This window comes from Sulfitobacter sp. 1A15106, from assembly GCF_043556995.1.
GTDB lineage: Bacteria > Pseudomonadota > Alphaproteobacteria > Rhodobacterales > Rhodobacteraceae > Sulfitobacter > Sulfitobacter faviae.
In genome coordinates this window covers 115,039-137,042 of sequence record NZ_JBIFFM010000004.1, presented here as the reverse complement: position 1 = coordinate 137,042, position 22,004 = coordinate 115,039, and the positions used below count along the sequence as shown (strand labels likewise).

General features: G+C 64.7%; 26 protein-coding genes. 15 read left to right on the top strand and 11 right to left on the bottom strand.

What is annotated here, in order from left to right:
* Positions 1-36: 36 nt before the first annotated feature.
* The 4 genes from ACGYKA_RS07680 to ACGYKA_RS07665 are packed head-to-tail and all read right to left on the bottom strand — an operon-like array spanning position 37 to position 4,575.
* Entirely contained in the window at positions 37-981 is a 945-nt protein-coding gene (locus ACGYKA_RS07680; protein WP_394410871.1) for an ABC transporter permease, read from the bottom strand.
* A complete protein-coding gene (locus tag ACGYKA_RS07675; RefSeq protein ID WP_394410874.1) occupies positions 981-2,030 on the bottom strand; it encodes an ABC transporter permease in 1,050 nt (349 codons plus the stop codon). The genes ACGYKA_RS07680 and ACGYKA_RS07675 overlap by 1 nt, the downstream gene beginning before the upstream one ends.
* A complete protein-coding gene (locus tag ACGYKA_RS07670; RefSeq protein WP_394410876.1) occupies positions 2,020-3,567 on the bottom strand; it encodes an ABC transporter ATP-binding protein in 1,548 nt (515 codons plus the stop codon). Before ACGYKA_RS07670 ends, ACGYKA_RS07675 begins: the two co-directional genes overlap by 11 nt.
* The gene (locus ACGYKA_RS07665) at positions 3,568-4,575 is read right to left on the bottom strand and encodes a BMP family protein (protein WP_394410879.1); all 1,008 of its coding nucleotides are present in this window, start codon (positions 4,573-4,575) and stop codon (positions 3,568-3,570) included. It abuts the gene before it with no gap.
* A 173-nt stretch (positions 4,576-4,748) separates the two neighbouring features.
* On the opposite strand from ACGYKA_RS07665, the gene ACGYKA_RS07660 reads away from it, so the two are divergent.
* On the top strand, positions 4,749-6,083 hold the full coding sequence (locus ACGYKA_RS07660) for an aspartate aminotransferase family protein (protein ID WP_394410882.1): 1,335 nt from the start codon (positions 4,749-4,751) through the stop codon (positions 6,081-6,083).
* Between the two features lie 16 nt (positions 6,084-6,099).
* On the opposite strand, the gene ACGYKA_RS07655 is transcribed toward ACGYKA_RS07660, so the two are convergent.
* From ACGYKA_RS07655 to ACGYKA_RS07635, 5 genes are read right to left on the bottom strand one after another with little or no spacing between them, the layout of a single operon-like run.
* On the bottom strand, positions 6,100-7,068 hold the full coding sequence (locus tag ACGYKA_RS07655; protein ID WP_394410885.1) for a TonB family protein: 969 nt from the start codon (positions 7,066-7,068) through the stop codon (positions 6,100-6,102).
* Positions 7,065-7,454, bottom strand: a complete 390-nt coding sequence (locus tag ACGYKA_RS07650; protein ID WP_271692015.1) for a biopolymer transporter ExbD — start codon at positions 7,452-7,454, stop codon at positions 7,065-7,067. Before ACGYKA_RS07650 ends, ACGYKA_RS07655 begins: the two co-directional genes overlap by 4 nt.
* A gap of 2 nt (positions 7,455-7,456) precedes the next feature.
* On the bottom strand, positions 7,457-7,834 hold the full coding sequence (locus ACGYKA_RS07645) for a biopolymer transporter ExbD (protein WP_394410887.1): 378 nt from the start codon (positions 7,832-7,834) through the stop codon (positions 7,457-7,459).
* Positions 7,827-8,513, bottom strand: a complete 687-nt coding sequence (locus ACGYKA_RS07640; protein ID WP_394410890.1) for a MotA/TolQ/ExbB proton channel family protein — start codon at positions 8,511-8,513, stop codon at positions 7,827-7,829. The genes ACGYKA_RS07645 and ACGYKA_RS07640 overlap by 8 nt, the downstream gene beginning before the upstream one ends.
* A complete protein-coding gene (locus ACGYKA_RS07635; RefSeq protein WP_394410893.1) occupies positions 8,513-8,959 on the bottom strand; it encodes a hypothetical protein in 447 nt (148 codons plus the stop codon). Before ACGYKA_RS07635 ends, ACGYKA_RS07640 begins: the two co-directional genes overlap by 1 nt.
* 279 nt (positions 8,960-9,238) lie before the next feature.
* Between ACGYKA_RS07635 and ACGYKA_RS07630 the strand changes: the two genes are divergently transcribed.
* Positions 9,239-9,697 carry a beta-lactamase hydrolase domain-containing protein gene (locus tag ACGYKA_RS07630; protein ID WP_394410896.1) on the top strand — a complete coding sequence of 153 codons (459 nt, stop codon included), beginning with the start codon at positions 9,239-9,241 and terminating at the stop codon, positions 9,695-9,697.
* A gap of 27 nt (positions 9,698-9,724) precedes the next feature.
* Here the strand turns inward: ACGYKA_RS07630 and ACGYKA_RS07625 are convergent, their stop codons facing one another.
* The gene (locus ACGYKA_RS07625; protein WP_394410899.1) at positions 9,725-10,030 is read right to left on the bottom strand and encodes an ArsR/SmtB family transcription factor; all 306 of its coding nucleotides are present in this window, start codon (positions 10,028-10,030) and stop codon (positions 9,725-9,727) included.
* A gap of 92 nt (positions 10,031-10,122) precedes the next feature.
* On the opposite strand from ACGYKA_RS07625, the gene ACGYKA_RS07620 reads away from it, so the two are divergent.
* From ACGYKA_RS07620 to ACGYKA_RS07595, 6 genes are all read left to right on the top strand, one after another.
* Positions 10,123-10,557: a YeeE/YedE family protein gene (locus ACGYKA_RS07620; protein ID WP_322329192.1), complete on the top strand. Its 435-nt coding sequence runs from the start codon at positions 10,123-10,125 to the stop codon at positions 10,555-10,557.
* Between the two features lies 1 nt (position 10,558).
* On the top strand, positions 10,559-10,999 hold the full coding sequence (locus tag ACGYKA_RS07615; protein WP_394410902.1) for a DUF6691 family protein: 441 nt from the start codon (positions 10,559-10,561) through the stop codon (positions 10,997-10,999).
* The gene (locus tag ACGYKA_RS07610; RefSeq protein ID WP_394410904.1) at positions 10,999-11,916 is read left to right on the top strand and encodes an MBL fold metallo-hydrolase; all 918 of its coding nucleotides are present in this window, start codon (positions 10,999-11,001) and stop codon (positions 11,914-11,916) included. The genes ACGYKA_RS07615 and ACGYKA_RS07610 overlap by 1 nt, the downstream gene beginning before the upstream one ends.
* A gap of 50 nt (positions 11,917-11,966) precedes the next feature.
* A complete protein-coding gene (locus ACGYKA_RS07605) occupies positions 11,967-13,691 on the top strand; it encodes a SulP family inorganic anion transporter (RefSeq protein WP_394410907.1) in 1,725 nt (574 codons plus the stop codon).
* A 53-nt stretch (positions 13,692-13,744) separates the two neighbouring features.
* Positions 13,745-14,209: a CreA family protein gene (locus tag ACGYKA_RS07600; RefSeq protein WP_394410910.1), complete on the top strand. Its 465-nt coding sequence runs from the start codon at positions 13,745-13,747 to the stop codon at positions 14,207-14,209.
* A gap of 116 nt (positions 14,210-14,325) precedes the next feature.
* Complete coding sequence (locus tag ACGYKA_RS07595) at positions 14,326-15,474, top strand: lytic murein transglycosylase (RefSeq protein WP_394410913.1); 1,149 nt, start codon at positions 14,326-14,328, stop codon at positions 15,472-15,474.
* A 6-nt stretch (positions 15,475-15,480) separates the two neighbouring features.
* Here the strand turns inward: ACGYKA_RS07595 and ACGYKA_RS07590 are convergent, their stop codons facing one another.
* Positions 15,481-16,821: a FliI/YscN family ATPase gene (locus tag ACGYKA_RS07590; protein ID WP_209217492.1), complete on the bottom strand. Its 1,341-nt coding sequence runs from the start codon at positions 16,819-16,821 to the stop codon at positions 15,481-15,483.
* Positions 16,822-16,891: 70 nt separating this feature from the next.
* Between ACGYKA_RS07590 and flgB the strand changes: the two genes are divergently transcribed.
* From flgB to ACGYKA_RS07555, 7 genes are read left to right on the top strand one after another with little or no spacing between them, the layout of a single operon-like run.
* The gene (gene flgB, locus ACGYKA_RS07585; protein ID WP_394410916.1) at positions 16,892-17,296 is read left to right on the top strand and encodes a flagellar basal body rod protein FlgB; all 405 of its coding nucleotides are present in this window, start codon (positions 16,892-16,894) and stop codon (positions 17,294-17,296) included.
* A gap of 9 nt (positions 17,297-17,305) precedes the next feature.
* Positions 17,306-17,716 carry a flagellar basal body rod protein FlgC gene (flgC, locus tag ACGYKA_RS07580; RefSeq protein ID WP_067261031.1) on the top strand — a complete coding sequence of 137 codons (411 nt, stop codon included), beginning with the start codon at positions 17,306-17,308 and terminating at the stop codon, positions 17,714-17,716.
* Between the two features lie 12 nt (positions 17,717-17,728).
* Complete coding sequence (locus tag ACGYKA_RS07575; RefSeq protein ID WP_394410919.1) at positions 17,729-18,061, top strand: flagellar hook-basal body complex protein FliE; 333 nt, start codon at positions 17,729-17,731, stop codon at positions 18,059-18,061.
* 3 nt (positions 18,062-18,064) lie between these two features.
* Complete coding sequence (gene fliQ, locus ACGYKA_RS07570; protein WP_067630399.1) at positions 18,065-18,334, top strand: flagellar biosynthesis protein FliQ; 270 nt, start codon at positions 18,065-18,067, stop codon at positions 18,332-18,334.
* Complete coding sequence (locus tag ACGYKA_RS07565) at positions 18,331-19,164, top strand: lytic transglycosylase domain-containing protein (protein ID WP_394410922.1); 834 nt, start codon at positions 18,331-18,333, stop codon at positions 19,162-19,164. Before fliQ ends, ACGYKA_RS07565 begins: the two co-directional genes overlap by 4 nt.
* A complete protein-coding gene (flhA, locus tag ACGYKA_RS07560) occupies positions 19,161-21,245 on the top strand; it encodes a flagellar biosynthesis protein FlhA (protein ID WP_394410925.1) in 2,085 nt (694 codons plus the stop codon). Before ACGYKA_RS07565 ends, flhA begins: the two co-directional genes overlap by 4 nt.
* A gap of 2 nt (positions 21,246-21,247) precedes the next feature.
* Entirely contained in the window at positions 21,248-22,003 is a 756-nt protein-coding gene (locus ACGYKA_RS07555; protein ID WP_394410927.1) for a flagellar biosynthetic protein FliR, read from the top strand.
* Position 22,004: the final 1 nt, after the last annotated feature.

Below are 22,004 nucleotides of genomic sequence, written 5' to 3'. Positions count from 1 at the left end.
GCGGCCGGACGGAAGGGTTGAGAGGGAGCGCTGCGTTCAGCGCTCACCCTTGTTGAACGGCACCATCAGCGCCGCTGGCACCTGCGCGCGGCGCGACATGACGACAAGCGCGAGGATCGACAGGATATAAGGCGCCATGAGGAAAATCTGATAGGGAATGTCTGCCCCAAGCGGCGTCTGCTGCACCCGGATCTGCAGTGCGTCGAAGGCGGCGAAGAGCACCGCGCCCAGAAGCGTCTTCCCCGGTTTCCACGAGCCAAAAACCACCAGCGCGATGCAAATCCAGCCGCGCCCGTTGACCATCTCAAAAAAGAAGGAGTTGAAGGCGCTCATCGTCAGAAACGCCCCGCCTACAGCCATCAGCCCGCTGCCGACCATCACCGCGCCGATGCGGATGGCCGAGACGCTGAGCCCCTGCGCCTCGACCGCTGCCGGGTTTTCGCCCGCCGCGCGCAGGGCGAGGCCCATGGGCGTGCGGTAGAGCACCAGCGTGACCACCAGCACCAGCACAAAGGCCAGATAGGTCAGCGGGGTCTGATTGAAGAGCGCGGGGCCGATCACCGGGATGTCGGACAGAAGCGGGATTTCAAGCGGTTGGAAGGCTTCAATCTTCGGCGGCGAGGTGACCTCGGGCAGCGCCAGACGGTAGCAATAGTAGGTGAGCGAGGTCGCCAAAAGCGTGATGCCGAGGCCGACGACATGCTGGCTGAGGCCGAAAGGCACCGTCAGCACGCCATGCACCAACCCGAAGGCCATGCCCGAAAGCATCGCCACCGCCACACCGAACCACAGCCCGCCGCCGAGGTAGACGGTGAGCCAACCGGCGAAGGCGCCGACGACCATGATGCCCTCGATGCCGAGGTTCAGCACCCCTGCCCGCTCGCAGATCAGCTCGCCCAGGGCAGCAAAGATCAGCGGCGAGGCGATGCGGATCGCGGCGGTCCAGAAGCTCGCCTGAAGGAGAATGTCGAAGATATCCATCAGTCGCGCCTCACCCGGAATTTCGTGAGCATGATCGCCAGCACCATCGCCAGCAGCGCCAGCGCCAGCATGATGTCGGCAAGGTAGGTGGGCACGCCCGCGGCGCGGCTCATGCTGTCGGCCCCGACGAAGATACCCGCGACGAAGAGTGCCGCGACCACCACGCCAAGCGGATTCAGCAGCGCCAGCATGGCGACGATGATCCCGGTGTAGCCAAAGCCCGGCGAGATATCCAAGGTGAGGCTGCCCTTGAGCCCCGCCACCTCGGAAAAGCCCGCCAGCGCGGCGAGGCCACCCGACAGAAGCGCCGTCTTGATCAGCACGGCGTTCACCGGGATGCCCGCGAAACGCGCCGCCGCGGGGTTCAGACCCACCGCGCGCATCTCGTAGCCCAGCGTGCTGCGGCGCTGGATCACCCAGACGACGAGGGCCGAGATCAGCGCAAGGGCGAAGCCCCAATGCAGCCGCAGCCCCTCGGCGATGCGCGGCAGACGCGCCTCCCCGATCAGCCGGGCGGACTTGGGCCAGCCGAGGCCCATCGGGTCTTTCAGCGGGCCTTCGAGCAGCATGGAAACCCAAAGCAGCACGACGAAATTCAAAAGCAGCGTGGTGACGACCTCATCGACGCCGAATCGGGTCTTGAGGAAGGTCGGCACCAGCAGCACCACGGCCCCGGCGAGCATGGCGGCGAGGGCAATCGTCGGCAGCAGCGCAAAGCTGGGCCATGCCAGCGCGCCGGTGCCCAGCACCACGGTGACCACCGCGCCCATGTAAAGCTGCGCCTCGGCGCCGATGTTCCACAGTTTCGCGCGGAAGGCGACGGCGACGGCAAGCCCGGTGAAGATGAGCGGCGTGGCGCGGTTGAGCGTCTCCAGCAGGGCGAACTTCGAGCCGAAGGCGCCCTTGACGATCAGGCCCAGCACCGAAAACGGCTGCGCGCCTGCGACCATCGCGAGCAGCGAAGCCACGACCACGGTCGCGAAAAGCGCCAGCGCAGGCAGGCCCAGCGAGCGGGTCCATGTGGGGTTGGCGACGGGTTCAAGCCGCATGGGAGGTCTCCTCGAATCCATCGCCCGCCATCCAAACGCCCAGTTCGGCGGGGGTGAGCGCGCCGCGGGCGAAGGGGGGCGAAAGGCGGCCTTCGGAGATCACGTGGATCACGTCCGACAGCGCCGTGACCTCGTCGAGGTCTTCCGAGATCAGCAGTACCGCGGCACCGCGGTCGCGGGCGGCAAGCAGTTGTTCGTGCACGTAGGTGAGCGCCCCGATGTCCAGGCCGCGCACCGGCTGGTTGGCCAGCACCACCGAAGGCGCGGTTTCTAGCACCCGGCCCAAGATCAGCTTTTGCATGTTGCCGCCTGAGAGCAGCCGAATGCGCGTTTCGGGACCGGGGCAGCGCACGTCGTATCCCTTGATGATCTTGGCCGCGAAATCGCGCGCGGCGCGCCAGTTCATCCAGCCGTGACGGGAGAAACCGGGGCGAGAGTAAAGCTCGAGCACCGCGTTTTCGGTGAGGTCGAAATCGGCGATGGTACCGGTCTTATGGCGGTCTTCGGGGATGCGGGCGATGCCCGCGCCGATGGCGGCATGGGGCGACCAGCCGCGCGGGACGTCTCCCTTGACGTGGAACGTGCCCGAGGCAGGACGAATGAGCCCGCCAATCAGGTCGGCAAGCGCCGTCTGTCCATTGCCGGACACCCCGGCGAGGCCGGTAATCTGGCCCGCGCGCAACTCAAGGTCGACGTTCTTCAGCCCCGGTGCAGAGCCGATGTCGGGGGTGGAAACGCCCCTCAGCGTGACCAAAGCCTCGCCCGGATCGGCGCGGCGCACGACCGGGGCTGCGACCTCGGAGCCGACCATCATCTGCGCCATCGCGGCGCGGTCGGTCTCGGCTGTTTTGGCTTCTGCCACCAGCTTGCCGTGGCGCAGCACGACGACGCGCGACGAAATCGCCATGACCTCGTGTAGTTTGTGAGAAATGAAGATGACCGACAGGCCAAGTGCGACGGCCTTGCGCATGGTGGCGAAGAGGTCTTCGGTCTCTTGTGGGGTCAGAACGGCGGTCGGCTCGTCGAGGATCAGGATACGCGCCTCGCGGTAGAGGGCCTTCAGGATCTCGACCCGCTGGCGTTCGCCGACACTGAGGCTGCCGACTTGCGCGTCGGGGTCCACCCGCAGCCCGTAGTCCTCCATCAGCGCCACGATTCGCTGCCGCGCCTGCGTCCTGCCAAAGCCGGGCCGCCAGATCGATCGGGTGCCAAGGACAATGTTTTCCAGAACGCTCATGTTGTCGGCCAGCGTGAAATGCTGGTGCACCATGCCGACACCGGCGGCCAATGCCGCGCGCGGATTGCCGGCGGGCAGACGCTCGCCGAACACTTCGACATGGCCTTCGTCGGGCGTGTAATGGCCGAAGAGGATATTCATCAGCGTGGTCTTGCCCGCGCCGTTTTCGCCCAGCAGGGCAATGACTTCGCCCTGCCGCAGATCAAAGCTGATCGCGTCATTGGCGGTGAGCTTGCCAAATCGCTTGGTAATGCCATCGAGGCGCAGGACCACCTGCGCCTCGGGGTTTTGATCGGTCATTTAGTTGGACTTCGGCTCTTCGTCGTTGATCTCGACCGTGAAGGACCCGTCGCGGATCGCCTTCTCGCGCTCCTCGATGAGGTCCATCGCCTCTTGCGGGACCTTGCCCTCAAAGGTGCCCAGAGGCGCGAGCGAGGAACCACCCTCGGCCATGAAGGAATAGCGGCCGTAGTCGTCGGCCTTGAACTCGCCCGCTTTGACGGCGGCGATGGCGGCGTCCAGCGTCGGCTCGAAATGCCACAGGGCGGAGGCGACGACGGTCTCGGGGTATTCCGCTTGGGTGTCGATCACGTTGCCGATGGCCAGCACGCCCTTCTCCTGCGCCGCGTCAGAGACGCCGAACCGCTCGGCATAGAGCACGTCGGCCCCCTGCTCGACCATAGCGAACGCGGTTTCCTTGGCCTTGGGCGGATCGAACCAGGAGCCGATGAAGCTCACCTGGAACTTGATGTCGGGGTTCATTTCCTGCGCACCGGCCATGAAGGCATGCATCAGGCGGTTCACCTCCGGGATCGGGAAGCCGCCGACCATACCGATGTTGCCGCTCTCGGTCATCGCACCCGCGATGATGCCCGAGAGGTACGCCGCGTCTTGGATGTAGTTGTCGAAGACCGCGAAATTCGGCAGCGCATCGTCCTGCTTGAAGCTGGAGCCCATGAGGAAGGCGACCTCGGGGTAATCGGCGGCGACTTCGCGCGCCTCGGCCTCGGCGCCGAAGACCTCGCCCACAATCAACTGGTTGCCGGCCTCGGCATATTCGCGCAGCACGCGGGCGTAATCGGTGTTTGAGACATTCTCGGTGAAGGTATACTCGATGTCGCCACGTTCCTGTGCCGCCTCGGCAGCCTTGTGGATACGGCTGACCCATTGCTGTTCCACCGGCACGGTGTAGACGCCCGCAACCTTGATCGGCTCGGCGGCCAGCGCGCCCTGCGGCAAAAGGCTGGCACCCGCCAGCATGGCCGCCGTACCCAATAGGAAGCGGCGTGTGAAATTGCGTTGTGTCATTTTTATCCCCCGTTGGTTAGGTATTTTACCGTTTGATAAAATATTTTACCTGTCAAGCTTCTCCTGACCCTAGGTCAGCCCAAGCTTTTCCGAATAGGCGCCTTGTGCTGATTAATGTGGCAGTCAGCAGGCGAAGCGGTAAATAGGGTCGACCCCAAGGATCGGATTCTACGATGAGCCATGTATTGCACCGTAACCTGCGCGCCACGCAACCTGTGATCGTACGCGGAGAAGGAAATTTCCTTATTGATGACAAAGGGAAGCGCTATCTGGACGCCTGTGGCGGTGCGGCTGTATCAAGCCTTGGGCATGACAATGCCGCCGTGCGCGCCGCCGTCACCGCGCAGATGGACAAGCTTGCCTTTGCCCATACTGGCCTTTTCACCAACGCCCCGGCAGAGGCGCTGGCCGACCATCTCATCGCCCGCGCGCCCGAGGGTACGGGCGAAGGCCGGGTCATGTATCTGGGCAGCGGGTCCGAGGCGATGGAGGCGGCGCTGAAGCTCGCGCGGCAGTATCATTTGGAGCGCGGCGACACGGGCCGCGCCAAGATCATCGCGCGCAAGCCCAGCTATCACGGCAACACGCTCGGCGCGCTGGCGGTGGGCGGCCATGCCGGACGGCGGGCGCCCTTCGCCCCGATGTTGATGGAGGTGGAGCATATCGACGCCGCTTATGCCTACCGCCTCCAACGCGAGGGCGAGAGCGAGACGGATTTCGCGCGGCGACTGGCGGATCAGTTGGACGCGCGGATCGTCGAGTTGGGGCCAGAGACGGTTGCCGCCTTCGTGGCCGAGCCGGTGGTCGGCGCCTCGCTCGGCTCCCAGCCCGCGCCCGAGGGCTATTTCAAACATGTGCGTGAAATTTGCGACCGCCACGGCGTGCTACTCATCGCCGATGAGGTGATGTGCGGCATGGGGCGCACCGGTAGCCTTTTTGCGCTGGAGCAGGAAGGCATTTGCGCCGATATCACCACCATGGCCAAGGGCCTCGGCGCGGGCTACCAGCCGATCGCGGCGGTGATGGCGCGGCAAAGCGTGATCGAGGCGATCATGGCGGGCAGCGGCAACCTGTGGAACGGGCACACCTATATGTCCCATGCGGTGGCCACGGCGGGGGCGCTGGCGGTGCTGCAAGAGGTCGAGAGCCGCGATTTGCTGAGCGCGGTGCGCACCCGGGGGCAGCAATTGGAAACCGCGCTGCGCGACCGCTTCGGGGAGCATCCCCATGTCGGTGACATCCGCGGGCGCGGGCTGTTTTGGTCCATCGAACTGGTGGCCAACCGCGACAGCAAGACGCCCTTCGACGTCAGCCGCAACCTTGCGGGCAAGATCCAGCGCGCGGCGATGGAGGCGGGGATGATCTGCTACCCTTCGCAGGGCTGCGCCGATGGCACGGCGGGGGATCACGTTCTGCTGGCCCCGGCCTTTACCTCCCCGCCCGAGGAAATCGAGATGACGGTCGAGATGCTGGGCACGGCGGTCGACGGGGTGATCGCGGAGGGCTGAGCCCTCCGCCTGCCCGTTACCGGCCTTTGATCTGGATCGAGAAGTTGCGCCGCGCCCCGGCGGGCGGGCGCGGGAAAGGGGCGGCCTTGCGGATGATGCCAAGCGCCGCTTGGTCCAGCGCCGCCGAGCCGGAGCTGCGGGCCACGCGGACCCCTGCCAACTGCCCGCCCCCACCGATGGAAAAGGCGATCACAGCCGTCCCGCGGGAGCGGACGCGCGGCTTGCCGACGCGGGCGATGCGGCTCATCACCTTGCCGGGATAGTTGCTGGCCGCCGCATTCCCCGCAGGTGCGGCGGCACGTTGCCGGCTGCCCGATTGCGCGGAATTGCCGGCGCGGCTGGCGGTCTGCGCGCCCTTGGTGTTGTTGCGCTTTGCATTGCCGCGCGTGGTCTGTTTGGGCTTGGGCTTCGGCTGTGGCTTGGGCTTGGCCTTCTTGGCGGCCTCTGCGGCGCGCTCGGGGTCGCGGCGTTGCGGGCGCTGCGACAGGCGCGGCGCGTCATCCTCGGCCTCGGCGGTGAGGGTCTCGACCGGCGGCACCGGGGCGGCAGCGGTGATCGTTGGCGTGGCCTCAGTCGTCTCGGGCGGGGTTTCGACCGGCGTCAGCGCGGGCAAGACCGGCGTCTCTGCCGGCGATGCGGCGGGCGGAGCCACGGGCATGGGTTCGGCTTCGACGGCCTGCACCGGCTCTGCGACGGGCCTAGGCGTCGATGTTAGCGCGGGCTCCGGCGCGGGGGTCGGCGGCAGGGCCTCTGCGGTCTCCACCGGTTCGGGTTCGGGGGTTGGGGTGATCTCTTCCACCGGCTCGGCATCCAATGTGCCGACCGCCATATCCTCGAACCGCGTGCCAAGCTGGGCCGCGGCGGGCGCGCCGCCGCCTGCGATCTTGGCGCTGTCGTCGATCTGGGCGAGTTGCGACACGCCCACGACGAGGCTGGCAGCGACGCCGATGGAAAGTGTTTTGACGAGACCGGAACGGGGGATCATTGCAGCGCCCTTTCGGTGACAAGCATGACGCGCGCGGCCCCTGCCCCGCGCAGTTCGCGGGTCAGTTCGACAAGGCGGCGGGCGGGCAGCGCGCGGTCGGGCAGCAGCCGCACGGTGTCGCGCTCTTCTTCGGGCAGCGCGTCGATGAAATCGGCCACGCTGGCGCGGTCTTGGCCTGCGTAGGTCATGCGGCCATCGGCATGGACCACCAGCGCATTCGGCGGGGCGCGCCCCTCAAGCTCGCGGGTTTCGACGAGGTTGAGATCGGAATCGAGCGGCTGCGACAGGGTGCCTGCGACCATGAAAAAGACCAGCATCAGAAAGACGATGTTGATCAGCGCGATGGTCGGTTCGCGTTGCGGTTTGGCCTTGGCGATGGGTCGCATGGTCAGCCCTCCAGAACCGAGACGCTAAGCCCCGGCAGGGCGCGCAGCGCGATGAGCAGATCGGCCAGCGCCTGCGCCTCGACCTCGGCCCCGAGCGAGACCAGAAGCGGCGCGCCCTCCTCGGCCTCGGCCAAGGGGCTGGTGGTCAGCGCCTCAAGCGCCAGCGCATCGCCGTTGAGGCGCAACCCCTCGGTGGTCAGTTGCAGGAAATAGGGTTTCGCCCCCGTCTCGGCCCCTGCCCCGGATGTCGCTGCGGCCAATTCGATCTCGGCAAATTTTGAGAAGGTCGAGGTCAGCATGAAGAACAACAACAGCAGAAAGATCACGTCGATCAGGGAGGTCATGGAGAGGCGGTTGCGCCGCCGGCGTGGCCTAGCCATGGGCTGGCCGGGGCGCGGCGGCGGCAAAGGGGGTGGCGGCGGGCGCAGCGGCGGGGGCCGCGTTCTGGCCGGGATGCAGCACGGTGAGGATCGCCTTGTCGGCGATGACGCGCTCGTTCTCCATGCGTTGCTCAAGCCAGCTGAGCACCAGCGCGGTCGGCATGGCCACGACAAGCCCGACGGCGGTGGTCAGAAGCGCCACCCAGATGCCACCGGCGAGGATCGACGGGTCCACCTGAGAGCCGGCATCCTGCAAGGCGCGGAAAGCTTCGATCATGCCCAGAACCGTGCCGAAGAGACCCAAGAGCGGGGCAAGCTGCGCCACGGAATCAAGCAGGCGGAAGCCACGCTCTAGCTTGGCAAAACGCATCTCGGCCTCGGCCTGCAAGCGAGAGGCACCCGCCTCAGGCGCGGACATGGCCAATTCGATCACCGGGGCGAGGTAGCTTTTCGACCGGCCCAGCGCCGCGCGGGCGGCGGCGGCATTGCCACGCTCCCATGCGTTGACCGCTTCGGACAGCGCCCGGTGGCGGCCCACGGCGGCGGCGCGGAACTGCCATGTTTTATAAAGCGCGACCGCAAGGGTCAGCACGGCCACGGCCATCAGGATCACCACCACCGGGCCACCGGTTTCGGCAATGCCCCGCAATGGGGTCAGCAGCGCGTCAAGTTGATCCATCAGCCCAGCACCTCGATCTCGGTCCGGGTCGCCGGGGCCAGCGCGCTTTCGCAGGTGCCCGCCTCGATCCCCGCGCCGTCACAGCTTTGCGCGCCGTTAAAGAGGATGCGGCCAAGGTTTTCGCAGGTGGTCTGCGGCACCACGAACTGACGCACGCGCGGGCGGCCAACGGGCAGTTCGCCGAAATCGAAGAGCGTTAGCCGGTTCACGGTGCCTTCACGGTCGAACAGCACGGTTTCATAGACCGCCTTGTCGAGTGGGGCGGAAAGCTCGTTGGTGATGAGGAAGGTCAGCTTGCAATTGGCTTCCGTGGTGTCGGCGGCGTTCAGTTCGACCTTGAGCGCGGGCGCGGCGCTGGCCGGGGTCGCGGCGGGCGTCTCAGCGGCGGCGCCTTGGGCGATGGTCAGGGACAGGGCCGCGAGGAACGCGGAACGAAAATGCGGCATGGGGGTGGCTCCCGATGGGTTTGTCTTTGATCACGGCGCAGGTCTGGGGCGCCTGCCACAGCGGGGCAGAATCGTCGCAGCACCTCTTGCGCCAAGCGGAATTTCTGCCTGCTGCCTAGCAAAACCGGGCGGCGGTGACAATCCTGACTTTAATACTCGGATTATATCTGCGCAGCGCGGCCCGTTCTGCTAAGCGGGGAACAGTTGCGCCGGGTTGGGGTTGGGCCGCTGAAACCACCACGCGCGGGCGACTGCATCCGCGCAGAGAAGGAGGCCAGAATGACCGACGACAGCCAAAAGATCGCGACCATCGACCCTACCCACAACGTGGCTCTGTTCATGCCGGACGCGAAAGCGCTGGAGCAGGCGGCTTCTGCTGGGATGAAAACGGTGGTGAACTTCCGTGCCTCGGATGAGAAAGGCGGCCTCTCCCCCGATGCAGAGCGGCTGGTGGCCGAGAAGCTGGGGTTGAACTACCTGCACCATCCGGTGACGCCGTACTGCCTCGGCCCCGAGACGGTGGATGAATTCCGCAAGTCACTGGACGACCTGCCCCAGCCAGTGTTTCTGCACTGCGCTTCGGGCAAACGTGCAGGGGCGATGACCCTGATGGCGCTCGCGGGGGATAAGGGTTGGGACGGTGACACGGCCCTGCAGGAGGGCAAGGCCCGCGGCATCGACCTGACCGAAGAGAAGATCGGTCAGTTGGTCAAATCCTACGCGGATAGCAAAGCATGAGAGAAGCGCCCGGTTTTGCCGGGCGTTTTACTTTTGCGCGCAGTAGAGGCCATGCAGCGTTTCCAGAACGGCCACGGCTTCCTGCCCCTTGACGCGGTAAAAGATCGTCTGCCCAGCCCGGCGGCTGTCGACCAGACCGGCGTCCTTCAACTTTTTCAACTGCTGCGACATGGTGGATTGCGACAGACCGCAGGCCTGCGCCAAATCCCCGACCGAGCGTTCCCCACCGATCAGACGGCACAGGATCTGCAACCGCGCCTCTGACGCAAGCATCGTCATGAGCGCCGCAGCCCCGGCGATATCGCCCTCCAGAAAGTCGTCCGTGTTTTTCATATTAGCATCATTGAATATTATGAGGTCGTAATATATACTGGTTTCCAGTCTGACACAAGCCAGCCGCTTGGCGGGCCGTAAGGAGTTGAGAGATGGAAACCGAATTCACACCATGGCTGTCGCTGGGCGGCGGCGCGCTGATCGGGGCCTCGGCGGTGCTGTTGATGGCCACGAACGGCCGCATCGCGGGGATCAGCGGGCTGACCTCTCGGCTTTTCGCGCGTGACAGCGACGGCGAAGCGCGGGGCGTGTCGTTTTTCTTCGTATTGGGGCTTTTGCTCGCGGCGCCGCTTTGGTTGATCACCTCGGGTGGCTGGCCGCAGCAATGGGTGCCTTCGAACCCCGTCCTGATGGCCGTGGCCGGGCTGCTCGTCGGCTTTGGCGCGACCTATGGCAACGGCTGCACCTCGGGCCACGGCGTCTGCGGGATCAGCCGAGGCTCGGCGCGGTCGATCGTGGCGACGGTGACCTTCATGGCGACGGCATTCGTGACCGTCTTTGTCATGCGCCATGTGATCGGAGGGTGACATGAAACAGTTCTTCGCCCTCCTCTCCGGCCTTTTGTTCGGCATAGGCCTGATCGTTTCCGGCATGGCCGACCCGGCCAAAGTGCTGAACTTCCTCGACGTTTTCGGCACATGGGATCCCAGCCTTGCCTTTGTCATGGGCGGCGCCATCGCGGTTACGGCACCGGGGTTCGCATGGCTGTTCCGCTGCCGTCAGACCCCCTATTTCGACCATAAATTCCGCCTTCCCACCCGCAACGATCTTGAGCCGAAACTGCTGACCGGCGCCGCGATTTTCGGCATCGGCTGGGGCTTGGGCGGCTTTTGCCCCGGCCCGGCATTGACCGCCCTGCCCATCGCGGCCAACGGCACTTTGATCTTTGTCCCCTTTATGCTGGGCGGCATGTGGATCGCCCGGCACAGCCCTGATTTGACCTCTAAAACCAAGAAAGGACCAGCCTGATGAGCGACCCTCTCAATTCACCCGTCGTGCACCACTCCCCCTCAACAGGGGCGGGCAGCCCCGATGTCTGGGGCATCTATGAACCCGACACCGGCTCGATCCAGTACATCTGCGCCGATCCGGCAACGAAGAAGGCCGCGCTGATCGACGTGGTGTGGAACTTCAACCCGAAGAACTACAAATTCACGACCGAAAGCATGGATCAGGTGCTTGATCTGGTTAAGGAAAATGGCCTCACCGTGGAATGGGTGCTGGATACCCACCCCCATGCGGATCACGTCATGGCCTCGGCCCAGTTGAAAGAGCGTACGGGCGCGCCCAACGCAATTGGCGCGCTGGTGCCTGAAATCGCCAAGATTTGGGCCGATCTTTACAACATGCCCGATGCCTTTGACCCGGATCGCGATTTTGATCACCTGTTTCAGGAGGGCGAGACCTTCAAGATCGGGGAGTTGGACGCGAAGGTGATGCTCTCGCCGGGTCACACGCTGGGGTCGATCACCTATGTCTGCGGCGATGCGGCCTTTGTGCATGACACGTTGATGCAGCCCGATGCGGGCACCTCGCGCTCCGATTTCCCCGGCGGCACGACGGAAGAGCTGTGGGAGTCGATCCAAGACATCCTCGCCCTGCCCGGCGACACACGGCTTTACATCGGCCATGACTACGGCACCGATGAGCGCAATGAACCGCAGTGGGAGGCCACTGTGGACGAGCACCGCGCCCATAACATCCACGTCAAGGATGGCACCAAGCGCGAGGACTACATCGAGCGCCGTCAGAAGCGGGACGCGACCCTGTCGCTGCCCAACCGCATCCTTGCTGCCTTGCAGATCAACCTGCGCGGCGGGCGGCTGCCTCCGACGGAGGGTGACGGCCATCACTACCTGAAACTGCCCGTGAACCGTTTCGACTGAGCCAACCGGGTGGCCCCTCGGGGCCGCCCCTATCTGACGGATCGCCGCCCATGCCTTTCCCTTCGCTTTCGCACTACCTGCCGATCCTCGACTGGGGACGGCGCTATGACCGCGGCCAGTTCACCGGGGATATGATCGCGGCGGTGATCGTCACGATCATGCTGATCCCGCAATCGCTGGCCTATGCTCTACTGGCGGGCATGCCGCCCGAGGCCGGGATCTATGCCTCCATCGCGCCCATCGTGCTCTACGCCATCTTTGGCACCAGCCGCGCGCTGGCGGTGGGGCCGGTGGCCGTGGTCTCACTGATGACGGCGGCGGCGGTGGGCGAGATCGCGCAGAGCGGCACGGCGGGCTATGTCACGGCGGCGCTGACGCTGGCTTTTCTGTCGGGTGCGATGCTGCTGGCGCTTGGGCTGTTTCGGCTGGGGTTTCTGGCGAATTTCCTCTCGCATCCGGTGATCGCTGGCTTCATCACCGCCTCCGGCATCCTGATTGCCGCAAGCCAGCTGCGGCACATTCTGGGGATCGAGGCCGAGGGCCATACCCTGCCGCAGATCCTGTCGAGCCTTTGGGCGCATCTGGGGGAGGTCAATGGCATCACCCTCGGCTTGGGCTTGGCCGCCACGGCCTTCCTGTTCTGGGTGCGCGGCGGGTTGAAACCGCTGCTGCGGCGCATGGGGCTGGGGCCGCGGATGGCGGATATCGGGGCCAAAACCGGGCCGGTGCTGGCGATCTTGGCCACGACGCTGGCGGTCTGGGGCTTCGATCTGGGTGCGCGGGGTGTTGCGATCGTGGGGGAAGTGCCGCAGAGCCTGCCGCCACTCACCCTGCCCTCCTTTTCCCCCGAGCTCTTGTCACAGCTTTTCGTCCCGGCGCTGCTGATCTCGGTCATCGGCTTTGTCGAGAGCATCAGCGTGGCGCAGACCTTGGCCGCGAAGAAGCGCCAGCGGATCGACCCGGATCAGGAGTTGATCGGGCTGGGGAGCGCCAACCTCGGCGCCGCCTTCACCGGGGGTTTCCCGGTCACCGGGGGCTTTTCGCGCTCGGTGGTGAACTTCGATGCAGGGGCCGAGACCCCGGCCGCCGGTGCCTTTACCGCCGTTGGGCTGGCCCTTGCCGCGCTTTTCCTCACGCCGCTGATCTACTTCCTTCCCAAGGCCACGCTGGCCGCCACGATCATCGTCGCGGTGCTGAGCCTCGTCGACTTCTCCATCCTGAAACGCGCATGGGCCTTCAGCCACGCCGATTTCGCCGCCGTCAGCGTGACGATCCTGCTGACGCTGATCTTTGGAGTCGAGGCCGGGGTGAGCGCGGGCGTCGTGACTTCGATCCTCGTGCATCTTTACAAGACCTCGCGCCCGCATATGGCCGTGGTGGGCCGGGTGCCGGGGACCGAGCATTTCCGCAACGTGCTGCGCCACGAGGTCGAGACCCAGCCCCATGTGCTGAGCCTGCGGGTGGACGAGAGCCTCTATTTCCCCAACGCGCGGTTCTTGGAGGATCAATTGGCCCAATATGCCGCCGACAAGCCGGACCTGACGGATGTGGTGCTGATGTTCCCAGCGGTGAATGAGATTGACCTCTCGGCGCTGGAGTCGCTCGAGGCGATCAACACCCGGCTGAAGGACGCCGACATCCGCTTGCACCTGAGCGAGGTGAAAGGCCCGGTGATGGACCGGCTGAAACGCAGTCACTTCCTCGACGATCTGACCGGCAAAGTCTTCCTCAGCCAGCATGAAGCGGTCTGCGCGCTGGCAAAACGCGCCCAATGACCGCGCACAGCGGAATTTCGGGAACCGCCCTGCCCGTCGTGCGTTTGCCTGCCATGAATAAGACAATTGCCCGCGCCGCCGCCCTTTCCGCCACCATCCTCGCCACCACCGCCACCGCCGAAGAGGTGGGCAAAGTGGATGTGGATTGGCTGGGCAATGACATCATCGTCGAAGCCGTGGCCGACCCCAAGGTGAAGGGCGTGACCTGCCATCTGGCCTATTTCGAGCGCGGGCTGATCGACCGCCTGCAAAAGGGCAATTGGTTCGAAGACCCGTCGAACTCCTCCATCTCTTGCCGTCAAACCGGCCCGATTGAGATCGGCGATATCGACCGTGGCGACGAGGGTGAAAACGTCTTTAGCGAGCGGCGTTCGATCATCTTCAAGACCTTGAAGGTGAAGCGTATTTTCGACGAAGCGAACAACACGCTGATCTACATCAGCCACAGCCAGCGGGTGCAAGACGGCTCGGCCAAGACATCGATGTCGACGGTGCCCCTGTACCAGCCCGGTCAGTAGCCGAAAGCCGAGGATCGCTTAGGCAAAGCCTTGCCATTGGGGCGATCCCGCCTTGTCGGGCGACCTGCCTGCGATATGCTGCGCAAAAGGCAACAGCGCAGCGACAGGCAGGTTTTATGAGACATTCACGCAGAACATTTGCATTCGGCCTTGCCGCATTAGGGCTGACCTCGGCCTGTTCGACCGGCGGCGGCACGCTTGGCCCCGCGGCGGCGGCGGGGGTGCCGGACGATCTGCGCCCGGTGCCCAACGCAGGCTATGACGCATGGGTCGCGGCGTTCAAAAGCCGCGCCTCGGCGCAGGGTATTTCGGCCAGCACCTTGGCCCGCGGGTTCCGCGGCACGGGCTATTTGCCCGGCGTGGTCAAGCGGGACCGCAACCAGACGGAATTCAGCCGCAGTCTGGAAGATTACCTTGCCATCGCGGCCTCGGACGAGCGTGTTTCCAAGGGGCGCGCCGCCTTTGCCCGCCACCGCAGCACTTTGAACGCGATTGAGAGCCGCTACGGCGTGGCGGCAGAGATCGTCGCGGCGGTCTGGGGGCTGGAGAGCTATTTCGGAGAGCGGCGCGGCAATGTGCCTGTCGTCTCGGCCACCTCGACATTGGCCTATGATGGGCGGCGCGGGGCGTTCTTTGAAAAGCAGCTGATCGCGGCGCTGAAGATCCTGCAAAACGGTGACATCACTGCCGACCGGCTGACCGGGTCTTGGGCCGGGGCCATGGGGCATACGCAGTTCATCCCCACCTCTTACCAAGCCTTCGCGGTGGATTTCACCGGCGACGGGCGGCGCGATATCTGGTCGGAAGACCCCAGCGATGCGCTGGCCTCGACCGCCGCATATCTGTCGCGCAACGGCTGGACGCGGGGGCTGAAATGGGGCGGTGAGTTAGGCAGTCTCCCCGCCAGCGCGGGGTCAGTGATCCAACCGCAGGCGGGCGGGCCGCAGTTCGTGGTGACCAGCAACTTCCGCGCGTTGAAACGCTACAACAACTCCGACAGCTATGCGATTGGCGTGGGCCATCTGGCGGATCGGATCGCGGGCGGCGGGCCGCTGCTCGGCAGCTTCCCGCCCGATGCCAATGGGCTGACCAAGGACGACCGGATCGCGCTACAGCAACGGCTGACCGCGCGGGGGTTCGATACCGATGGCGCGGATGGGGTGATCGGGCCGAACAGCCGCAAGGCGATCAGCGCCTATCAAGCCAGCGTCGGCCTGCCCGCGACGGGTGAACCTTCGGTCGAGTTGCTGCGCCGGTTGCAGTGACCGGGCCTAGCCCGGGCTGATGCCTGCCCGGTCGAGCATCCCTGCCACCTCGGCAAAAGAGGATTGCGGCGGGGTATGCTCGGCCTTGCGCTGGCTCAGGAAAGCCTCGCAAGGGCCGGCAAAGGCGATGGCGCGGTCAAGCTCGGGGTTGCTGCCAGCGCGGTAGGCCCCGATGCGGATCAATTCCTCCATATCCGCGTGGGCCGCCAGCGCCTTATGGGCGGCGGTGAGCAGCGTATATTCCACATCACTGTGGCAATCCGGCAACGTTCGAGAGACGCTCGCCAGCAGGTCAATCGCCGGGTAGCGGCCCTTTTCGGCGATCTTGCGGTCAAGCACGATATGCCCGTCGGTGATCCCGCGCACGGCATCGGCGATGGGGTCATTCATATCATCGCCATCCACCAGAACGGTGAAAATTGCGGTGATGTCGCCCTTGCCCACTGGCCCCGGCCCGGCGCGTTCCAGCATCTGCGGAAGCTCCGAGAAAACCGTCGGCGGATAGCCCTTGGCGGTGGGCGGTTCGCGCGAGGCGAGGCCGATTTCGCGCTGCGCCATGGCGAAACGGGTGACGCTATCCATCAAGAGCAGCACATGCTGGCCCTGATCGCGAAAATGCTCGGCCACGGCCATGGCGGTCCAAGCGGCTTGGCGGCGGGTGAGCGGCGGCTCGTCGCCCGTGGCGACGACAAGCACCGCCTTCTCCATCCCCTCGGGGCCGAGGTCGGAGGCGATGAAATCCTGCACCTCGCGTCCGCGTTCGCCGACCAGTGCCATCACCACCACATCGCAGTCCGTATAGCGTGCCAGCATGGCCATGAGCGTCGATTTCCCGACGCCGGAGCCTGCGAAAATGCCCAAGCGCTGGCCCTGACAAAGCGGCGTAAAAACATCCAGCGCGCGGACATGGGTCGCGAGTTTCGGCCCGATGCGCTTGCGGTCGAAAGCGCCCGGCGGGGCGGCGCGCAGCGGGCGGGGGTCGTTGCCCTCGGGCAGATGCCCCTTCCCGTCGAGCGGCGTGGCCGAGGCGCTGATCACCCGACCCTTCCAGCTTTCATCGGGGCGGATCACATCGCGGCCAATCGCGACCTCGACCCGGTCGCCCGCCGCCACCCCGCGCCATGAGCCGAAGGGGAGCAATTCGGTGCCGTGACTGCCCAACCCCACCACCTCGGCATGGACCGGCCCGTCGGAGCCATGAACGATGCAGCGCTCGCCGATGCCCAAGACCCGCTCCAGCCCCACGGCAGTCAGGGTGATGCCGGTGATCGCGCGCACTTCGCCGGTGATCTCGGCCTCGCCTGCCTCGCGGGCGAAACTGGTCAGCTCGGAAAAGAGTGTCTGCATGGATAAATTTCCTCTAGGAGCGCGGGGCAATATTTACTATACAAGGATTAAACAGGCTATAGGCAAAAAAATGAACTTGTCTAATCTTTCTATTCTTGGACTCGCGTCGGACCGGATGCAGTGGCTCTCGGCCCGGCAAAAGGTCGTGTCTGAAAACGTCGCCAATGCCTCGACCCCGAACTACAAGGCGCGCGATGTATCGTCCTTTGAATCGATGCTCAGCGGCGAGTTGTCGCGCGATACCGGGCTGGTGACCACCCATGACAAACACTTCACCGGCGTCGCCCATGGCACGCCCGGCGTGCGCGAGGTGACGGATGGCCACGCCAAGGGCACCACTTTGGATGGCAATACCGTGAACCTTGAAGAACAGGCCGTGAAGGCCGCCGAGATCGGCGATCACTACAGGTTGGCCGCACAGCTTTACCGCAAAAGCTATGACATGCTGACCATTGCCGTCACCGGAAACAGGTAAGGAAAGCCCATGGATCCGCTTCAGTCCATCGCTAAAATCGCCGCCAGCGGGATGACCGCGCAGACCGCGCGTTTGCGGGTGATCTCGGAAAACGTGGCCAATGCCGATTCAACGGGCACCACGCCCGGCGCCGATCCATTTCGCCGCAAGACCATCAGTTTCTCAGAGTTGATCGACCGCAATGGCGGCGGCTCTTTGGTGGAGGTCGACCGTATCGGGCGCGACCAATCCCCCTTTCGCCGCGATTATGACCCGGCACATCCGGCGGCGGATGAAACCGGCTATGTCAAACGCCCCAATGTCGATCCGATCATCGAGATGGCCAACATGCGCGAAGCCTCGCGCAATTATGAGGCCAATATGAACATGTTCGAGTCAGGCCGCCGGATGCGCGGTCAGATGCTCGACCTGCTGAAGTGAGGCTGACCTGAGATGAGCGATCCCGCCTCCCTGATCTCGACCGCCGCGGTTCGCGGTGCCTATCGCACCTCGCAATCTCTGACGGCGCAAAAGGGCGAAGCTATCACCGAAGAGGCAGGCGCCAGCGCCAATAGTTTCACCAATATGGTGCAGCAAGCCTCGGAAAGCGCGTTGGAAACGGTGCGCGAGGGCGAAGCCGTGGCCCAAGCCGGGCTGCGCGGTGAGGCGGATACCCAGCAGGTTGTCGAAGCCATGCTGGCGATGGAATCCACCGTCAAAGTGGCTGTCTCCGTGCGCGACCGCTTTGTCGAAGCCTATCAGGAAATTCTGCGGATGCCGATCTAGGCCATGACCGAAACCCAGACCTATGACATCATCTCTGCTACCGTCTGGGCCGTGCTTCTGGCCTCGGGTCCGGTGTTGGGGGTGGCGCTGGCGATTGGTCTGGTGATCGCGTTCTTTCAAGCGCTCACGCAGATTCAGGAAATGACGCTGACATTCGTGCCCAAGATTGTGATGATCTTTGTCACCCTGCTGGCGGCGACGCCGTTTATGTATGCCACGCTGAAGAACCTGTCGGATACAGTCTTTGACCTCGTGCAGAACGGTGGGCTGTGAGAGCGCTTTGGCATATGGCCCGCGCGGCGCTGCTGGGGGCGGTGCTTGCGACCCCTGCCCTCGCCCAAGGCTGGGGGTCGTTCTATGAGCCATCGCAGAAAAACGCGGTGACCAAGACTGCGCGGACGCTGGCCGCCAAGGGCGGGCCCGAAGGCGTCTGCATCCGCGAGATCCTCGCCGCCCAAACCCGGCATGGCATCCCCGACAATCTGCTGCTGGCGATCGGCCTGCAAGAGGCGGGCACCCGCCGCAACGGGCATTTCACCGTCTGGCCCTATGCGGTCAACGCCGCGGGCGAAGGGCGGCTGTTCGACAGCCGCACTGCCGCGCTGGATTGGATTGCAGAGCGTCAGGCAAGCGGCATCCGCTCCATCGACGTGGGCTGTATGCAGATCAACATGCGCTGGCACCCGGAGGCGTTTGACAGCCCCGCCCAAGGGTTCGACCCGCGCGTGAATGTCGACTACGCAGCGCGCTTTCTCAAGCGCTTGCATCGGCGCACGGGCAGTTGGCTGCAGGCGGCGGGCTCGTATCATTCTTTTGAGCCGGAATACCGCGATACCTACCTCGACCGGCTGCAAAAGAACATTTCCGCCGCCAATGCGCGGCTGCCGGAGTTTCAGGCGCTGGCCAGTGCCAGCCCGGCCCCTGCCCGCCCGCGCAAAACGGCGCGGCGCGAAGCGAGCCGCTATGACAGGCTGGCGGCCAAGGCCACATGGGGCGCGCAGATCGGCGGGGCGGCGAACGCGCGGCGCTCGCTTTACTCGGCGCATGAGATGCAGCCGGTCCTGCCGCAGTTCACCACCGTCCATGCGGAGGATGCGGGATGATCACGAAACCCAATACCCTTCTGCCGCAACTGAGCATGTTTGGCGCCAATAAGGACGTGAGCTTTGCCGTTGGCATGGCGTTGGTGCTGGCGGTGCTCTTCCTGCCGCTGCCGCCGATCCTGCTGGATTTCGGGCTGGCGCTGTCGCTCTCGCTCTCGGTGCTGATCTTCATGGTGGCGCTTTGGATTCCATCACCTTTGCAGTTCAACTCTTTCCCGACGCTGCTGCTCGTCACCACCATGCTGCGGCTGTCGCTTAACGTGGCCTCGACCCGGCTGATCCTCAGCGAAGGCCATGCGGGGATGCATGCGGCGGGGGATGTGATTCAAGGGTTCTCCAAGTTCATCGTGGCGGGCAATTTCGTCATCGGCGTGGTGATCTTTGCCATCCTCGTGATCATCAACTTCGTCGTGATTACAAAGGGGTCGACCCGCATCGCCGAGGTTGCCGCGCGGTTCTCGCTGGATGCGATGCCGGGCAAGCAGATGGCGATCGACGCCGATATGGGCGCGGGGCTGATCGACGAAGACGAGGCCCGCCGCCGCCGCAAGGAGCTTGAGGACGAAAGCGCCTTTTTCGGGGCGATGGACGGTGCCTCGAAATTCGTGCGCGGCGATGCGGTGGCGGGGCTGATCATCACGCTGATCAATGTGATCGGCGGCATCCTCATCGGCGTCGTGCAGCGCGGCATGGGCGTGGGCGATGCCTTCAACGTCTTTACCTCGCTGACCATCGGCGACGGGCTGGTGAGCCAAATTCCGGCGCTCGTCGTCTCGCTCGCCGCCGGTCTGATCGTGACCAAGGGCGGCACGCGGGGGGCGGCCAATGAGGCGGTCTTCGATCAGCTTTCGAACTTCCCCAAGGCGCTTTACATGGCGGCTCTGCTGCTCTTTGGCATCGGTCTTTTGCCCGGCTTTCCGCTGCTGGTCTTTGCCCTTCTGGCCGCGGCCATGGTGGGCTTGGGGCTGATGATCCAGCGCGGCGCGGCCGAGGCGGCAGAGGCCAAGGCGAAGGCCGATGCCGAGGCGCAGAAACAGCAGGACATGCCAGAGGTCGACAACAACCCGATGCATCTGGACGAACTGCGGCTGGTGCTGGGCGAAGGGCTGGTGGCGCTGGCCAACCGCCCCGATGCGGTGCTGCCGAGCAAGATCAAATCCCTGCGCAAACATTTCGCCGAAGAGTTCGGCTTTCCCATGCCTTCGGTGCGGATCAAGGATGACGTGAGCCTGCCGATCAACAGCTACGCCTTCCAAATCCACGGCGTCGACGCAGCCAAGGGTGACATCCGCGCCAACCAGATGATGGTGATCAACCCCGAAGGCGCGCCGCTGCAACTGCCCGGTGAGGCCACGCGCGAGCCGACCTTTGGGCTCGACGCGCTTTGGGTCGACAGCAAGGTCGCCGATCAGGCCGAGGCGCAGGGCTATACGGTGGTGGACCCGGAAAGCGTGATCACCACCCATCTGACCGAAGTCGTCAAAGAGAACATGTCGGAACTGCTGACCTATGGCGCGGCGAAAGAGGCGATCGAGGGGTTGGACCGGAACTATCAAAAGCTGGTCAACGACCTGCCCGTCCCCTCCCCCGCCATTCTGGTGCAGCAGGTCTTGCAGGAACTGCTGCTTGAACGCGTCTCGATCCGCAACCTGCCGCTGATCGTCGAGGCGATGGCGGAGGCGACGCGCCAGACTTCCAAGCCCGCGCTGGTACTGGAGAACGTGCGCCGCCGCCTGTCGAGCCAGATTTGCCAAGGGCTGGCCGATGGGCAGGGCTTCGTGCCGGTCATCACCCTGTCGCCCTCATGGGAGGCGGAGTTTATCGAGGCGGTCAAGATCGTGGGCGAGGACCGCACCTTTGTCATGTCGCCCAAACGCGTGCAGGAATTCGTGCTGCAAGCCCGCCAGCAAATCCAGCGTTTCGCCTCGGAAGACAGTTGGCCCGCGCTGATGGTCAACCCCGAGGCGCGGTCCTATGTGCGTTCCATGCTGGAGCGGGTCAGCCCGATGACGCCGGTGATCTCCAACGCCGAGATCCATCGCAAGGTATCCCTGCGGACCGTCGCCACCATCGGGGGCTAGGGATGGACCTCGCCGCCCTTTTGACCGACGCGCTGATGGGATACTTCGTCGTCTTTGCCCGCATCGGCAGCGCGCTTTTGTTCATGCCGGGCTTTGCTGAAACCTCGGTGCCCACGCGGCACCGGCTTTTCTTTGGTCTGATCCTGAGTGCTGCGCTTTATCCGGTCACCGGCCTTGGCCCCGTGGCCGAAGATCGCCCCGGTGCCTTGCTGTTGATCTTCGGGTCCGAGATCACTGTCGGCCTCTGGATCGGGCTGGTGGCGCGCACGCTGCTCTCGGCGCTGCAATTCGCGGGCTATCAGATGGCGTTGATGTCGGGGCTGGCCAATGCCTTGGCACCGAACATTGGCGCATTCGAGGGGGCGACCTCCATGGCGGCGATGCTGCTGATCGGGGCTACGGCGTTGATTTTCATCACTGACCTGCACCACCTGATTATTGAATCCTTGCTGATGTCCTATCAGGTTTTCATCCCCGGCACCTTCATGTTGGCCGATCTGACCGATCAGTTTGCCCGTGCCACGCAGGTCAGCCTCTACCTTGGCCTGTCGATCGCCGCGCCTTTCTATGTGGCGGGTCTGGTGCTGAACGTCGGCATGGGTCTGGCCAACCGCATGATGGCGAGCCTTCAGGTCTTCTTTATCGCCCAGCCCCTGCTGATCGCCGCCGGGCTGGCCTTGATGGTGCTGGCGGTTCCGACCATGATGCGCGGGTTTCTTGAGCCTTTCGCGAATTGGCTCACCACCTACGGATTCTAGC

What these genes read in the sequence shown, in the direction of transcription:
- ACGYKA_RS07680 (WP_394410871.1), bottom strand. Translation starts at nt 981, where the DNA reads ATGGATATCTTCGACATTCTCCTTCAGGCGAGCTTCTGGACCGCCGCG.
- ACGYKA_RS07675 (WP_394410874.1), bottom strand. Translation starts at nt 2,030, where the DNA reads ATGCGGCTTGAACCCGTCGCCAACCCCACATGGACCCGCTCGCTGGGC.
- ACGYKA_RS07670 (WP_394410876.1), bottom strand. Translation starts at nt 3,567, where the DNA reads ATGACCGATCAAAACCCCGAGGCGCAGGTGGTCCTGCGCCTCGATGGC.
- ACGYKA_RS07665 (WP_394410879.1), bottom strand. Translation starts at nt 4,575, where the DNA reads ATGACACAACGCAATTTCACACGCCGCTTCCTATTGGGTACGGCGGCC.
- ACGYKA_RS07660 (WP_394410882.1), top strand. Translation starts at nt 4,749, where the DNA reads ATGAGCCATGTATTGCACCGTAACCTGCGCGCCACGCAACCTGTGATC.
- ACGYKA_RS07655 (WP_394410885.1), bottom strand. Translation starts at nt 7,068, where the DNA reads ATGATCCCCCGTTCCGGTCTCGTCAAAACACTTTCCATCGGCGTCGCT.
- ACGYKA_RS07650 (WP_271692015.1), bottom strand. Translation starts at nt 7,454, where the DNA reads ATGCGACCCATCGCCAAGGCCAAACCGCAACGCGAACCGACCATCGCG.
- ACGYKA_RS07645 (WP_394410887.1), bottom strand. Translation starts at nt 7,834, where the DNA reads ATGGCTAGGCCACGCCGGCGGCGCAACCGCCTCTCCATGACCTCCCTG.
- ACGYKA_RS07640 (WP_394410890.1), bottom strand. Translation starts at nt 8,513, where the DNA reads ATGGATCAACTTGACGCGCTGCTGACCCCATTGCGGGGCATTGCCGAA.
- ACGYKA_RS07635 (WP_394410893.1), bottom strand. Translation starts at nt 8,959, where the DNA reads ATGCCGCATTTTCGTTCCGCGTTCCTCGCGGCCCTGTCCCTGACCATC.
- ACGYKA_RS07630 (WP_394410896.1), top strand. Translation starts at nt 9,239, where the DNA reads ATGACCGACGACAGCCAAAAGATCGCGACCATCGACCCTACCCACAAC.
- ACGYKA_RS07625 (WP_394410899.1), bottom strand. Translation starts at nt 10,030, where the DNA reads ATGAAAAACACGGACGACTTTCTGGAGGGCGATATCGCCGGGGCTGCG.
- ACGYKA_RS07620 (WP_322329192.1), top strand. Translation starts at nt 10,123, where the DNA reads ATGGAAACCGAATTCACACCATGGCTGTCGCTGGGCGGCGGCGCGCTG.
- ACGYKA_RS07615 (WP_394410902.1), top strand. Translation starts at nt 10,559, where the DNA reads ATGAAACAGTTCTTCGCCCTCCTCTCCGGCCTTTTGTTCGGCATAGGC.
- ACGYKA_RS07610 (WP_394410904.1), top strand. Translation starts at nt 10,999, where the DNA reads ATGAGCGACCCTCTCAATTCACCCGTCGTGCACCACTCCCCCTCAACA.
- ACGYKA_RS07605 (WP_394410907.1), top strand. Translation starts at nt 11,967, where the DNA reads ATGCCTTTCCCTTCGCTTTCGCACTACCTGCCGATCCTCGACTGGGGA.
- ACGYKA_RS07600 (WP_394410910.1), top strand. Translation starts at nt 13,745, where the DNA reads ATGAATAAGACAATTGCCCGCGCCGCCGCCCTTTCCGCCACCATCCTC.
- ACGYKA_RS07595 (WP_394410913.1), top strand. Translation starts at nt 14,326, where the DNA reads ATGAGACATTCACGCAGAACATTTGCATTCGGCCTTGCCGCATTAGGG.
- ACGYKA_RS07590 (WP_209217492.1), bottom strand. Translation starts at nt 16,821, where the DNA reads ATGCAGACACTCTTTTCCGAGCTGACCAGTTTCGCCCGCGAGGCAGGC.
- flgB (WP_394410916.1), top strand. Translation starts at nt 16,892, where the DNA reads ATGAACTTGTCTAATCTTTCTATTCTTGGACTCGCGTCGGACCGGATG.
- flgC (WP_067261031.1), top strand. Translation starts at nt 17,306, where the DNA reads ATGGATCCGCTTCAGTCCATCGCTAAAATCGCCGCCAGCGGGATGACC.
- ACGYKA_RS07575 (WP_394410919.1), top strand. Translation starts at nt 17,729, where the DNA reads ATGAGCGATCCCGCCTCCCTGATCTCGACCGCCGCGGTTCGCGGTGCC.
- fliQ (WP_067630399.1), top strand. Translation starts at nt 18,065, where the DNA reads ATGACCGAAACCCAGACCTATGACATCATCTCTGCTACCGTCTGGGCC.
- flhA (WP_394410925.1), top strand. Translation starts at nt 19,161, where the DNA reads ATGATCACGAAACCCAATACCCTTCTGCCGCAACTGAGCATGTTTGGC.
- ACGYKA_RS07555 (WP_394410927.1), top strand. Translation starts at nt 21,248, where the DNA reads ATGGACCTCGCCGCCCTTTTGACCGACGCGCTGATGGGATACTTCGTC.